Genomic DNA, 13,852 nt, shown 5'->3' with positions numbered 1-13,852 from the left:
GCACGGCTCGATTACGGAGACGGATGGGTCCAGGGCACGAGCCCGGCCGTGCGGATGGCGTCGGAGTCGCGCAAGGAGCCGAGCCCGAGGCTGCCGTCGGTCGGCGCGCCGGACGATGCTGCGCCAGCGGTGTCGCCGGGCTCGCCGTCGCCCGCCGCGCCTTCGTCGCCGACGTGCTCGATGCCGAGTATCGAGCCTTCGGTGAACAGGTACGTGCGGAGCTGCTCGTCGAGCTTGGGGTCGCGGCGGCGCAGCCATTCGAGGGTCATCGCCGCGTGCTCCTTCTCCTCGTCGCGGTTGTGCGCCAGCACTTGGGCGAGCTCGGGATCGTCGGTGGCATCGACGCGCTGGTCATACCAGTCGACCGCCTCGAGCTCTTCGATCAACGACTGCAGCGCCCGGTGGTGGTCAATGGTCTGAGGACGGAGCCGGTCGACCGGCTCGTGGTAGCCCTCGCTGGCCATGCATGCCTCCTCGCGGCTCGGACGTTCGGACCAACTCACCATAACGGTCGAGCGACACGGCCGACGCCGGGAGGCACCAACCCGCGCTGCGGCGGTACCGTCAACACATGACCACGACCAGCACCGACATCGTGTCGGACCGCCTCGATCAGCTCCTCTCAGAGGTCGACCCCGCCACGGCGGATCCCATCGAAGTGCGAGGTCGCCAGTACGACCTGGGGCTGGCATGGGTGCACTTCCCCGCGGGTTGGGGCGGCCTCGGTCTTCCCCCGAGCCGCCAGCGCGAAGTCGACGAGCGGTTGCGCGCCGCGGGCCTCCCGGCACCCGGATCGGATCACTTCTTCGGCCTCACGCTCGCCGGCCCGACGGTGGTCAGCCACGGCAGCGACGAGCTGCGAGGTCGGCTGTTGCGGCGGATGTTCACCGCCGAGGACGTGTGGTGCCAGCTGTTCAGCGAGCCTGGTTCCGGCTCCGATCTGGCGAGCTTGTCGACCCGTGCGGTGCGCGACGGCGACGAGTGGGTGATCACCGGCCAGAAGGTGTGGAACACCTTGGCGCACTTGGCCGACCGCGGCATGTTGGTCACCCGCACCGACCCCGACGTGCCCAAGCACAAGGGCCTGACGTACTTCGCGCTCGACATGCATGCACCCGGCGTCGAGGTCCGCCCCCTCTTTCAGATCACCGGCGAGGCCGAGTTCAACGAGGTGTACCTCACCGAGGTTCGGGTCCCCGACGCGGACCGCATCGGCGACGTCGGCGACGGATGGCGCGTGGCCATGACCACGCTGTCCAACGAGCGGACCACCATCGGCGGCGGTGGCGGCGGCCTCCCGCCGCGCGGCTCGGGCTCCATCGCGGAAGCGGTACGGATCTGGCGGGACGAAGTCCTCCAGCACGATCCGGCCACCCGCGACCGGCTGGTCCGGCTGTGGATCGAGGCCGAGGCGCTGCGCCTCACCAACGTGCGCGCCGGCCAGAACCGCAAGGCGGGCAACCCCGGGCCCGAAGGGTCGATCGCCAAGCTGATGTTCGCTGAGGTCAACAAGGCCATTTACGAGCTGTGCGTCGACTTGCTCGGCGCCGCCGGCCAGACCGGCTACGAGTACTCCCACACCCGCAGCGAGGCCCTCGGGCTCACCGGCCCGCCCGGGTCGGCACGCAAGATGTTCCTTCGGTCGCGGGCGAACTCGATCGAGGGCGGCACGTCGGAGATCCAACGCAACATCCTCGGCGAGCGGGTGCTGGGCCTGCCCGGCGAGCCCCGCTCCGACAAGGACCTGCCCTGGAAGGACGTCCCCCGAAGCTGACCCCCACCCCATTCCTGCTGTGAGCACTTGGCCACCCAGGAGGGACGTACGTGCTCACAGCACTGGATGTCGGGACGCGCAACGCCCCCGACCATCGGCCGGAGCCGTCGATCGGGGGCGTTGATCGGGGGATCGGGAACGTCAGCCGAGCGGGACGAGCCCGAGCAGGCTCGCGTGGAACGCCTGGGTGCCCGTGACGAGATGGGCGTTCGGGCCGCCGTGGCTGTGCATGTAGGCCAGCATGTGGCCGAGGTCCGAGACGTTGTTGCTGCCCGGGGTCGGCAGGAGCGTCAGCGTGCTGAGCACGCCGATGGCCTGGCCGTTGGCGTTGAGGAAGCCACTGCCCGAGTCGCCGGGGATGCCGGGGGTGAGCGTGTACACCTCGTGGCTCCAACCATTGCCCTGGTCGCCGAAGCTGAGGCCCGTCTTCGGGCTCAGCAGGCTGATGCCGGCTCGCAGCTCGGAGTTGCCGTAGCTGTAGACGAGCTGGCCGGACGTGGTCGACGGGCCGACACCGGTGGGCCCACCGAAGCTCGGCACCGAGGGATTGACGAGGCCCACCGCGCTCGCCGGGATCTTGACGAGCGCGATGTCGTTGTATGCGCACGCATTGGCGTCGGTCTCGTGGTTGGCCTGCATGGTGAGCCACGACGAGTAGACGATCGTGCCCTGCACGCCGGTGTCACCGATGTCGACCGGCGTGCCGAGCGGCAGTGAGCCGGAGGTGCAGCCGTCGGTGTCGGTGGAGGCACCGGTGCTCTGGCAGTGCGCCGCCTGGCCGATGTAGGTGTTCGTGCCGTCGGAGAAGATGAAGTTCGCGGTGCACTGGGCGCCGTCGGTGAACAGCTGGACGCCCGGATGGATGGTGGCCGACGCCGCAGGCGCCCACGTGGGCGCGGCGACCGAGGTCGGGGCGGCGCCGAGGACGCCGATGGTGGCTACGAGGCTGGCCGCCGCGAGCAGGCGGGCAGCGCGGTGGTGGAGCAGGGTGCGCATGGCGAGACAATTCGCCGCGTGTGACCCCGGTCCCTCCCGATCCGACGCCAGGTGCCCGCAACCTCACCGACCGTGACCGCCCGCAAGGGGACAGCCACCCCAAGAAGTCCTCCTGCTGTGAGCACTTGCGCACCCAGGAGGTGGCAAGGAGGCGGGCCATCAGGCAGGCCGACCCATCACCACGGCGCCCGCTCGCCGGGCACAGCGTGGCGAACCGAACGGTGACCCGCGACTCGGGCGACCTGACCGCGCAGGTTCGAAGTGCGCACAGCAGGGGTGATGGTCAGCGCGGGAGGTCGAGGCCGCCGAGGAAGTCGAGCAGGGCCTTGTTCACCGCGTCGGGTGCTTCTTGTTGCACCCAGTGGCCGGCACCCGGGACGATCACCGAGCCGCGCAAGTCGGTCACGTGGCCTTCCATCATCGATGGCGGCGACATCATCAGCACCGGGTCGGTGGCGCCGCCGATGAACAACGCCGGCATCTCCACCTTCACGCCCGCCAGCTCGGGCGTGCGCTCCCAGTTGCGGTCGAGGTTGCGGTACCAGTTGAGGCCGCCGGTGAAGCCGGTCTCGGTGAACACCTCGATGTAGTGGTCGAGCTCGGCCTGGGTGAGCCACGAGGGCAGGCCGTCGGGCTCGGGGAGGCGCTCCACGAAACCGCGGCCGTCGTACGCGCCCGCGAGCTCGCCGAGCGACTTGCCCTCGCTGTTTTCGATCGCTTCACCACCGATGGCGCACAAGAACCGCGTCATGGTCACGGCGGGGTCCGCGCCGAGGTTCGCGTCGGCCACGCCCGGCTCTTGGAAGTAGAGCATGTAGAAGAACGTGTCGGTGAAGATCGCCTTGAACAGCTGCGTGGGCGGGGCGGGGGCGCGCGGGATGAACGGCACGCTCATGCCGACGACCGCGGCAACCCGCTCCGGTGCCCGCTGCGACAGGCCCCAGACCACGGGTGCACCCCAGTCGTGGCCGACGAACACGGCCTTCTCTTCGCCGAGGGCGTCGAGCAGGCCGAGCATGTCGTCGGTGAGGTGGATGATGTCGTAGTCGCTGATCTCGGCAGGCTTCGAGGAGCCGCCGTAGCCGCGCTGGTCGGCGGCGATGGCGTGGTAGCCGGCCGCCGCGACCGCGGGGATCTGGTGGCGCCACGAGTACGCCAGCTCGGGGAACCCGTGGCAGAACACCACCGGGAACCCCTCGCCGGCCTCGGTCACCGCGAGCTCCACCCCGTTGGTGGCAATGGTGCGCTGCGTCGGTGCATCGGCCATCAGGCTGCCCCCGCCGGGGTGGCTTGCGGGCCACGGAGCAGCTGCCCGGGCAGCTCGCCGGTGGCTTCGTCGTGCTCGCGGACCACGGCGCCGCGCTTGACGGTGGCGCGGTAGCCGTTGCCTCGCTGGATCAGGCGCTTGCCGCCCGCAGGCAGGTCGTACACCATCTCCGGCGGGTCGAGGCGCAGGCCCTCGAAGTCGATCACGTTGACATCGGCGAGGTAGCCGGGCTGCAGCAGGCCGCGGTCGAGGAAGCCGTACAGCTCCGACGTCCGCCGGGTCTGGAGGTGGACTGCGTACTCGAGCGGTAGGCGCTCACCCCGATCACGGTCGCGCACCCAGTGGGTGAGCATGAACGTGGGCAGGCTCGCGTCGCACAGCACGCCGCAGTGGGCGCCGCCGTCGCCGAGCCCCAACACGGTGCCGGGGTGGTTCAGCATCTCGTACGCAGCGCTGAGACCCCCGCCGGCGTAGCCGAGCACCGGCAGGTACAGCAGCTCGTGGCCGTCCTGGCGCAACATCAGGTCGTACGCCACCTCGCGCGGCTCGCGGCCCTCGCGCTTGGCGATGGCCTCCACGCTCTGGTCGGGCGACGGCTCGTAGTTCGGCGGGTCGCCGAGCGGGAACAACTTCGAGAAGCTGGCGAGCAGCAGCGCTTCGAGACCGCCCGCGGGCACGTCGGTGCCCAAGATCGCCTCGCGCACTTCGGGCGTGCGCAGCTTGGCGATGCGCTCCTCGAACGGCAGGTGGGCGATGGCCTGGTAGGCGGGGTTGCTGGCAAACGGGTGGTAGGTCGACTCGAAGCCGACCAGAACCGACGCCGGCTTGCCGGCCACCTGCGGCACCAGCCAGGCACCACGACGGTTGGCGGCGAGACCCCGGTTGATCCACTCGCGCCACAAGTCAGGGGCGAAGTCGGCCTGGAGCACCTGGTACGTGACCGGGATGCTGGCTCGCTTGGAGATCTCCGACATCCAGCCGATCTCGTGGTCGAGGTCGAGCATGTCGCTCGCCACCGAGAACACCCGGTGGCCGGCCTTGCCGAGCGCCTCCCCGATGCCGATCAGCTCGTCCGCCGCGGCGGTGGTACCGGCGGCGAGCTCGCCGTCCTTGGCGCGGTGCAGCATCGTGCGGGTCGTCGACACACCGATGGCGCCGGCGAGAACGCCCTCGCGGGCCAGGTTGGCCATCTCCACGATCTCTTCGGCGGTGGCGGCGTCGTTGGCCCGACCTTCGCCGAGGACGTAGGCGCGCAGTGCGCCGTGCGGCATGAGCGAGGCCACGTCGAGCACTCGGGCGGTGCGGTCGAGCTCGTCGAGGTACTCAGGGAACGACTCCCAGTTCCACGACATGCCCTCGGCCAGCGCGGCGCCCGGGATGTCCTCCACGCCTTCCATCAGCTGGATGAGCCACTCGCGGTCGGACGCACGGGCCGGCGCGAAACCAACTCCGCAGTTGCCCATGACCACGGTGGTCACGCCATGCCAACCCGAGGGCGACACTTCGGGGTCCCAGGTGGCCTGGCCGTCGTAGTGGGTGTGGATGTCGACCCAGCCGGGCGTGACGAGCAGCCCGTCGGCGTCGATCTCCCGGCGGCCCGGTTCGTCGACCTTGCCGACGGCCGCGATGCGGTCGCCGTCGATCGCGACGTCGGCGGTGCGGGCCGGTTGGCCGGAGCCGTCGACGACCTTGCCGCCTCGGATCACGAGATCGTGCATGGGACTCTCCAAGGTGTCGCGGGTCGAGGACCCTCGTGTGGTGCGAGAACGCGGTGGTGGCGGGTCACGCCACTGCCGCCAACAGCTCGGCCCGGTCCGGGCCGGTGGGGAACCCGGCGCCCAGCGCGGCCGGGTCGGCCATCAAGGCCTGGACACGGCTCATGAACTCCGGGTCGAGGAACAACTGGTCGGGGGTGGCCAGCATGTTCATCACCTTCCACACGCCTTGGCCGATCACCGGATCGGTGGCGCCCCCGAGGATCACGGCACGCATCGCGAGGGCGAGCTGCCCGCTGTCGTCACCGTCGCCGGCGATGTCGGCGTCGCCCTCGCCGCCTTGGCGTCGACGGGCCGCGGCCCGGCCGAACGAGTCGGTCGCGCCCGACACGTGGTACCAGGGCTCGACGTCGCGCCGGCTGGCCGCCTCATACGCCGCGACCCGCGCCGCTGCGTCGTCGGGGTGGGCGGCGAACGCGTCGGCGAGCAGGCAGGCCTGCACCAGCGCGAGCGAGCACCCGCGGCCGTAGAACGGGTTCGTGCACGTGTGTGCGTCGCCGACCGCGTGCAGACCCGTCACCAGCGGCGCACCGCCGGCGTCGACGAACGTGCGGATGCGGTTGACCAGACCGCCCATCGGGTTCACCGGTCCGATCGGTGCGTCGACGCCGTCGGCCATGACGTGGTCGGGACCCGGCAGCATCGCCACGGCGCGGTCGAAGCGATCACCGTCGAGCAGCGCGGCCCGCACCTCGCGGTCGTTCGACGGGATCGCCAGCGTGGCGGAGATCGTGCCGGCGTCACCGGGGATCACGAGGTACTTCACGAACCCGAGGTCGCCGGCCAGCTTGGCCTCACCATCGGGGACCCATCCCTCGCGGTGCCGGTACCAGCGGGTGAGGTAGATGATCCCCGTGTCCTCTTCGGCCTCGGTGATCGTGACCCCGAGCGGGGCGAGGAGCGCCGGCACGTTCTGACGGCGGCCACCCGCGGCGATCACGGTGTCGGCGTCGAGCACCTCGGCAGCGTCGGCACCCTCGCCCGACAGGCGCACGCCGCGCACCACCGCAGGCGCGCCGTCCGACGCAGGGTCGCCGGCGAGCGACTCGGCCGCCACGCCCGAACGGCACTCGATACGACCGTCGGTGGCGACGGCCCGGCGCAGCGCCCACTCGAGCGTCGTCCGGCGGGCGATCAGGATCCGGGGCTCTTCGGGGTTGGCGCGGGGGTCCTCGGCCGGGCCCTCGAGGCCCACCTCGTACGCCCCCGCGTCGTGGAGGTCGTCGAGCACGTCCGCGAAGTGCTCGCGCAGCACGCCGGTGAGGCGGGCCAGGAAGCCGTGCGTGTGGCGGACCTGCGGGGCGCCGCGCCGCTCACCTTCGAACGCGGCGTCGGGGTCGGGGCGGGCGGTGAGGTCGTCACGGTCGAGCACCGTCACCTGGTGGCCGGCGCGGCTGAGCAACAGGGCAGAGCCCAGCCCACCGATGCCGCCGCCGACGATCACGACCTGTTCCGTCACCCTGGCTCCCGGATCCCTGGCGCGAAGATCTGGCAACGCGCGTTACCAAGAATGTACGCGATGGATGACGAACGCGCCAGTCGAACGTGGGAAGCCGGCTGAACGACCCGGTGGCCCGGCGGAAACCGAGACGCTCAGGCCAGGCCGAGACGCTCGGCGGCCTCGCGACGGAAGCGGACGGCGCGTGCCTCGTCGGGGCTCGCGTCGAACTTGGGGATCACCTGGTTGCCGAACAGCTCCACGGACTCCTCGACCACCTCGATCGGCCAAGTGGTGCCGGTGGGGCCCATGATGAGCTGGTCGACGCCGATGCCGTCCCACTTGGCCAACGCCTCGGCGCAGTCGTCGGGGCTGCCGACGATCGAGGTGCCCTTCTCGAACCCGGCCTCGAGCTGCTCGAGCGTGGGGTCCGGGATCTCGATGGGCCAGTCGGGCACCATCGGCGGCTTCGGGAAGGTGTCGAGGTACTTGAACACGAGGCTCTGCTGGCGACCGTTGCGCGAGTGGGTCATCAGGTCGCGGGCGCGGTCGCCGTCGTTCAGGCACAAGAAGTTGGTCGTGACCGCCACGTTGTCGTTGACGTAGTCGCCCACCGGCTTGGCGTCGGCCACCGCCTCCTTGTACGTCTCGACCAGCCCGCGCATCTTGTCGGGCGACCCGCCCGTGAAGCAGATGACACCGAGGCCGAGCTCACCGGCCTTCTGGAACGTCTCGGGGTTCCCCGCTGCGACCCACATCGGCGGATGCGGCTTGACGTACGGCTTGGGCAGCACGTTGCGCTCGGGCATCGCGAAGAAGCGGCCCTCGAACGAGTACGAGTCCTGCGCCCACATCTTGCGGAACTCGGGCATGACCTCGTCGAACATGTCGCGCGTCAGGTCGGGGTCCTGGATGCCGAAACCACCTTGTTCGGTGGTCGACGAGCCCCGGCCGGTGCCGAAGTCGAACCGCCCGCCCGACAGGTGATCGAGCATCGCCACCCGCTCGGCGATGCGAGCCGGGTGGTTGACCGGCGGCGTGACGTTGATGATCCCCGACGCGACACGGATGCGCTCGGTCTTGGCCAGGATGTGCGGCATCACGATCTCGTTGGCCGAGATGTGGCTGTACTCCGTGAGGAAGTGGTGCTCGGTGACCCACACGTACTTCCAGCCGGACCGGTCGCCCGCCACGGCGACTCGCACCTCGTTGAGCAACCGCTCGTGCTCGTGCGCGTCGTCGCGCCCGTCGAGGTAGTCGGGCACCCAGCCGCCGATGAACAGTCCGAACTCCATGGTCATACCCGGAGCATAGCAATTACGTAACGGACTGTCACCTATTAGCTGGGCGGGGGCTCAGGCCAACGGCACGAAACCGCCAACCAGGCTCTGCAGCACCACGTCCACGATCTCGGCCACCGACATGCGGGCGGTCTGGCCGAGGCTGGTCGTGATGCCGCTCACCACGCGGGTGAGCACGACGGGGTCGACGTCGCCCGCGACCTCACCCCGTTCCCGGCCTCGCTCGAGGATCGTCGCGAAGCCGTCCTCCGCGGGCTTGATGTAGCGGCGGTGCGTGTCGCGGAACAGCGCAGGATCGGCCAGCAACTCGATGGTGAGCCCGGGCACGCCCATCACGTACGCGGGCCGGCGCATGTTGTCGACGAGTTGGCCGACGAAGTCGCGCAAGTCGTCGAGCGTCGAACCCGTGTCGGGCACGACGAGGTCGTCGGCCGAGCCGAAGATCGCGTCGCGCACCAAGGCGGCCTTGGTGTCCCACACCCGGTAGATGAGCAGTCGGTTGGAGCCGGCCCGTTGCGCGACCGCGTCGATGGTGAGAGAGCTGTAGCCGACCTCAGCCACGACTTCGAGGGTGGCGTCGATGATGGCTCGCCGCTTGGCGAGATCGCGGGGCCGCCCGGGTCCCCGCTTGGCGGTGGCCTCCGACGCGGGCATGGCCGCACCCTACTGGTCGATGCGCGCCCGCCCGTCAGGGGTCGAGCGCCGCGGCGGACGCTTCACGTCCCCCCGACCCGTCGGTTGGCGAGGCCGCCGAGCCGCCGACGGACGCGTCGGCAGCGCGCTCGCCGGACCGCCCCGCGCGCTCGGCCTCGGCCATGGCGACTTGCTCCGCCGTACGGGCGCGCTGCAGCTCGAGGCTCTTGGCTTTGCCCGGTAGGAACAAGGCGATGACCAAGGTCGCGAGCAGCGCCCAGAAGCCAAAGCGGAACACGTCGTTGTAGGCGTCCTGTGCCTGCGCGGCGGTGTGTTGGCCGGTGTAGGCCAGGTGACCGCTGAGCTGGAACGTCACCACAGCCGTCAGCGCTGCCACCGCGACCGAGCCGGCGACCTGCCTCGAGAGTTGGCGGATCGCGGAGCCGGTCGCGAGCAGCGGCCCCGGCAGCGAGTTCAGGCCCGCAACCGTGTTCGGCATCATGGCGATCCCGAAGCCGACGCCGGAGACGAACAGCCACACCATCAGCCAGATCTCCGACGAGTTCGGCGTGAGCGTGCTGAGGTACCAGGTGGCGACGGTGACCGGGATCAGCCCGATCGTGACCGGCCACTTCGCACCGACGCGGTCTGCGAGGCGCCCGCCGATCGGCATGGTGATGCCCGCGCCGAGCGCGGTGGGCGTCAGCAGCAGACCCGTGTGCAGCGGCGTGAGGTGGCGGAGCGATTCGAGCTCGAGGGGGATGAAGACCAGGCGCCCGTATTGCGACAACGTCAGCAGGCAGATCACCGCGATCGTGAGGCTGAAGATCGAGATGCGGAACATGCGGAGGTCGACCAGCGGATGATCCGTCTGGGTCAGCGCCCACCACACGAACGCCGCGATCAGCACGATGCCGCCGAGCAACAGTCCGAGCGTCTGGGGCGTGTGCCAGCCCCACGACGACCCTTCCGACAGCGCCAGCAGCAACGGGACCAGGCCGCCCACGATCAGGACCGTTCCGGTCACGTCGAACGGCCGCCGTTCCTGGAACCCGGAGTTGCGCAGGATCCGCAAGGCGAGCAGGACGCCGATGGCGCCGATCGGGACGTTGACCAAGAAGAGCCAGCGCCAGCTGAACTGGGTGACGAGCCAGCCGCCGAGCGTCGGGCCGATCGCGGGTCCACCCATCGCGGCCACGCCCCAGACCCCCATCGCCATGCCGCGCCGTTCGGGCGGGAACAGCTCGTAGATGATCGCCATGCCCACCGGCACCATGGCGCCGCCGCCCAGGCCCTGCACCACGCGCGCACCGATCAACACACCGAGCGAAGGCGACAGCGCGGACGCCAGCGACGCCAGCGAGAACATGGCCATCGCCATGGCGAACACCGGTTTGCGACCGACCCGGTCCGCCAGCCATCCGGTGGCCGGCTGCACCACGCCGACCGCCACCAGATACGCGGTCACGATCCACTCGACGCCCGACTGGCTGTGGAGGCTCTTGCCGATGGGGTCGAGGGCCACCGTGACGATCGTGGTGTCGAGGATCACCATGAACGTACCGATCAGCACGGTGCCGAGCGCGATCCAGCGGTAGTGCTCCTCGTGCGCCTCGCGCGCCGCAGCTTCCGCCGCGCCCACGGCGTCAGCCGGGGTGTCCGCGGAGGAGCCGGTCTCCGCGGTAGATCGCATCACGACGTTGTAGGCCCGAGCGGAGTCGATCGCCAACTCGGCGACACCCAGCCGTGCAGAGAAGGGTCTGTGAGCGCTGCCTCTTCACCCGCAGTCCGCGTCGAGACCGACGGTGCCGTCCGGCGCCTCGTCCTGCGTCGCCACCCTGACCCCCGCGCTGGGCGGAGTCCCCACCGATTCTGTGGGATCGCCACCCAGCGGGACTCCTGACGGTGTGTCAGAGTTGGCCGATGGCCGACATGACAGCGCCTGACCCGTTCGCACCGGCCACGCTCGGGCCGGTCACGCTGCGGAACCGGATCATCAAGTCGGCGACGTTCGAAGGGCCGCTGCGCGACAACGTGGTGAGCGACCGGCTCATCCGGTTCCACACCCGCACAGCCGCGGGTGGGGTGGGCATGACCACCGTGGCGTACTGCACCGTGTCGCCCGAGGGCAGCACCGACGGACGCACACTCCTCTTGCGGCCCGAAGCCGCCGACGGCCTCCGCCGCATCGCGGATGCCGTGCACGCCGAGGGCGCCGCCATCTCCGCGCAGGTCGGCCACGGTGGCCCGGTGGCCAACTCGGCTGCCACCAAGCTCCCCAACCTCGGGCCCACCCGGTTGCTGAACCCGCTGTCGATGAGCCGCTGCCACGCGGCAACCGAAGCCGACATCGAGCGGATCACCGCGGCGTTCGCCGACGGCGCCGCGCTGCTTGCCGAGAGCGGCTTCGACGCGATCGAGGTGCACCTCGGCCACGGCTACCTGCTGAGCTCGTTCCTGTCGCCGAAGCTGAACACCCGCACCGACCAGTGGGGCGGGCCGGAGCTGCAGAACCGGGCACGGTTCGCCCGCCAGGTGATGCGCGCCATCCGTGATCGGCTCGGCGACCGCGTCGCGATCACCGCGAAGCTCAACATGGACGACGGCGTGCCCGGCGGCTTCTGGCTCGACGAGAGCGTGCAAGTGGCCCGCTGGCTGCAAGACGATGGCACCGTCGACGCGCTGGCGCTCACCGGCGGCAGCTCGTTCGCGAACCCGATGTACCTGTTCAAAGGCGACGCCCCCATCGAGGAGATGGCGGTGGCGATGCCCAAGTTCATGCGCCCGGTGTTCAAGCGCGTGGGCGGCCGCTTCCTGCACGCGTACCCCTACGAAGAGGCCTACTTCTTGCCCTCCGCGCGCCAGTTCCGCGCCGCGCTCGACCTGCCGCTCGTGCTGCTCGGGGGCATCAGCGAGCTGGCCACCGTGCACCGCGCCATGGCCGAAGGGTTCGAGTTCGTGGCCATGGGCAGGGCGCTCCTGCGCGAGCCCGAGCTGCTGGCTCGTTGGCAGGCCGGCGACGATCGCGGCTCGCTGTGCATCCACTGCAACAAGTGCATGCCCACGATCTACCGCGGCACCCACTGCGTGCTGGTGGAGCCCGGCGACCGCCTCGGCGCGGAGGCAGCTGTCAGCTCGTGATGCCGACGCGATCGGCGGCGAGGTCGACGGCGGCCTCGTAGGAAGTCACCCTCGTGGAGGTCGACGTGTCGCAGCGACCCTCGATCCTGCGCGAGTACCTGCGCCGTTGGAAGGCGGAGGTCGGCAAGTTCTTCGACGGCGTCGACGCGACGTCGACCGACGACGAGCTGGCGCGGATCGCGCCGGCGCACCCGGTGTTCCGCGTAGCTCGCTGGTTGCGCGGGAACGCCAGGGCGCTACGACGCGTGACGCAGCTCCCGGGCGTTGCGCAGGATCGCTTCGTTCGGCTTGTCGGGCAGCTCGGTGAGCGGCTCGGCCACCTCTGAGACCTTCGGCCCGAACTGCGCCGCGTGCGCCGCCAGCGCGCTGGGGTCGAAGCCGTAGAGGCGTGCCGGGTTGTCGGTGAGGACCTGGCGCACGTCGGCGGGGTCCCAGTCGTGGAACACCTGGCGCAGCGCGGGGAGCGTGTGCGGGAACGTGCCTTCGTCGTGGGGGTAGTCGCTGCCCCACATGAGGTGATCGAGCCCGATCGTGTCGCACACCGCCGCCACGTCCTTGCGGGTCGGGAAGCTGGCGCCGAACCACACGCTCTGCGCCACGTACTCGGTGGCGCTCCGGGGCAGCACCGCGTCTTCCGCGAACCGCAGCTCACCGATCGCGCCGTTGTCACGCACGCTCTTGATCACACCGTCGAGCTGGTCGAGCAAGCCCGGCAGGAACGCTGCGCCCTGTTCGGTGAGCACCACGTTGAGCTTCGGGAACCGCTCGAGCACGCCGCCGAGCAGAAGGAACAGCAGTGGCCGGCGCGAGAAGTGGCCGGCTTCGGCCAGCAGCATCAACAGCGCTGCCGGGGTGCGCCCATAGTTGGGCGTGCCGGTGCCGCCGTGGATGTTGACGGGCACGCCGAGGTCCTCGCAGACCTCCCACAGCCGGTCGTAGTCGGGGTGGTAGATCGGCTTGATCCACGTGACGTCGGGCGGCACGTTCGGCAACAAGATGCCGCCACGCAGACCGTGCTCGGCGATCCACTTCACGTCTTCGATGGCGTCGTCGATGTCGTTGATGAAGATCTGCCCGATGCCCGCGCGCCGCTCCGGGAAGCGGTTCTGGAAGTCGACCATCCAGCGGTTGTGCGCACGCACGCCGGCAAGGCGCAGCTCGTAGTCGTCGGGCTTGGCCGGGGGTGCGAACAGCACGAAGCTCGGGAAGAAGGGCGGCACGGTGTTGGGGAAGATCACCTCGCCCGACACGCCGTCTTCGTCTTGTTGGCGGTTGCGCATCTCGTCGTCCCAGTTGCGCAGGCGCCGGTCGTCGCCGAGGTCGCTGAACGGGTTGCGGTACTTCTCGCGCCAGGCGTCGAACTGCTCGAGGTACTTCTCCTCGAGGAACTCGCGGTACTGCGCGTGGCTCCCACCCGCGTGGGTGTCGGCAGAGATGACGGTGTACCGGTCGTCGGATCCGGTCATGGCAGCCTCCCGGGGCAGATGACTCGAGCGGATGAACGTGCGTCGCGCCTCGCGGCCGGTT

At 70.2% G+C, this 13,852-nt stretch carries 11 protein-coding genes; 2 read left to right on the top strand and 9 right to left on the bottom strand.

The window, feature by feature from the left end:
- Positions 1–11: 11 nt before the first annotated feature.
- Positions 12–464, bottom strand: a complete 453-nt coding sequence (locus tag VHA73_09270; protein ID HVX18210.1) for a ferritin-like domain-containing protein — start codon at positions 462–464, stop codon at positions 12–14.
- Between the two features lie 107 nt (positions 465–571).
- Here VHA73_09270 and VHA73_09265 point away from each other — a divergent pair, with 107 nt between their 5' ends.
- Positions 572–1,774 carry an acyl-CoA dehydrogenase family protein gene (locus VHA73_09265; protein ID HVX18209.1) on the top strand — a complete coding sequence of 401 codons (1,203 nt, stop codon included), beginning with the start codon at positions 572–574 and terminating at the stop codon, positions 1,772–1,774.
- Between the two features lie 141 nt (positions 1,775–1,915).
- On the opposite strand, the gene VHA73_09260 is transcribed toward VHA73_09265, so the two are convergent.
- From VHA73_09260 to VHA73_09230, 7 genes are all read right to left on the bottom strand, one after another.
- The gene (locus tag VHA73_09260; GenBank protein ID HVX18208.1) at positions 1,916–2,770 is read right to left on the bottom strand and encodes a hypothetical protein; all 855 of its coding nucleotides are present in this window, start codon (positions 2,768–2,770) and stop codon (positions 1,916–1,918) included.
- Positions 2,771–3,053: 283 nt separating this feature from the next.
- Positions 3,054–4,037 carry an alpha/beta hydrolase gene (locus VHA73_09255; GenBank protein HVX18207.1) on the bottom strand — a complete coding sequence of 328 codons (984 nt, stop codon included), beginning with the start codon at positions 4,035–4,037 and terminating at the stop codon, positions 3,054–3,056.
- On the bottom strand, positions 4,037–5,755 hold the full coding sequence (locus VHA73_09250; protein ID HVX18206.1) for an amidohydrolase family protein: 1,719 nt from the start codon (positions 5,753–5,755) through the stop codon (positions 4,037–4,039). Before VHA73_09250 ends, VHA73_09255 begins: the two co-directional genes overlap by 1 nt.
- 64 nt (positions 5,756–5,819) lie before the next feature.
- Positions 5,820–7,271, bottom strand: coding sequence for an FAD-dependent oxidoreductase (locus VHA73_09245; GenBank protein HVX18205.1), 1,452 nt, complete (start codon positions 7,269–7,271; stop codon positions 5,820–5,822).
- Positions 7,272–7,405: 134 nt separating this feature from the next.
- Positions 7,406–8,551 (bottom strand): LLM class flavin-dependent oxidoreductase, encoded by a 1,146-nt coding sequence (locus VHA73_09240; protein HVX18204.1) that lies wholly within the window; start codon positions 8,549–8,551, stop codon positions 7,406–7,408.
- Positions 8,552–8,605: 54 nt separating this feature from the next.
- A complete protein-coding gene (locus tag VHA73_09235; protein ID HVX18203.1) occupies positions 8,606–9,205 on the bottom strand; it encodes a TetR/AcrR family transcriptional regulator in 600 nt (199 codons plus the stop codon).
- A 34-nt stretch (positions 9,206–9,239) separates the two neighbouring features.
- On the bottom strand, positions 9,240–10,877 hold the full coding sequence (locus VHA73_09230) for a DHA2 family efflux MFS transporter permease subunit (protein ID HVX18202.1): 1,638 nt from the start codon (positions 10,875–10,877) through the stop codon (positions 9,240–9,242).
- 230 nt (positions 10,878–11,107) lie between these two features.
- On the opposite strand from VHA73_09230, the gene VHA73_09225 reads away from it, so the two are divergent.
- Positions 11,108–12,325 (top strand): NADH:flavin oxidoreductase, encoded by a 1,218-nt coding sequence (locus VHA73_09225; protein ID HVX18201.1) that lies wholly within the window; start codon positions 11,108–11,110, stop codon positions 12,323–12,325.
- A 236-nt stretch (positions 12,326–12,561) separates the two neighbouring features.
- On the opposite strand, the gene VHA73_09220 is transcribed toward VHA73_09225, so the two are convergent.
- Entirely contained in the window at positions 12,562–13,791 is a 1,230-nt protein-coding gene (locus VHA73_09220) for an amidohydrolase family protein (GenBank protein HVX18200.1), read from the bottom strand.
- Positions 13,792–13,852 lie beyond the last annotated feature (61 nt).

Source organism: Acidimicrobiales bacterium (genome assembly GCA_035547835.1).
In the GTDB taxonomy this organism is placed as follows: Bacteria; Actinomycetota; Acidimicrobiia; order Acidimicrobiales; family Iamiaceae; genus DASZTW01.
Note: the sequence above shows the minus strand (reverse complement) of the source record. Positions and strands in the feature narration are given on the sequence as shown.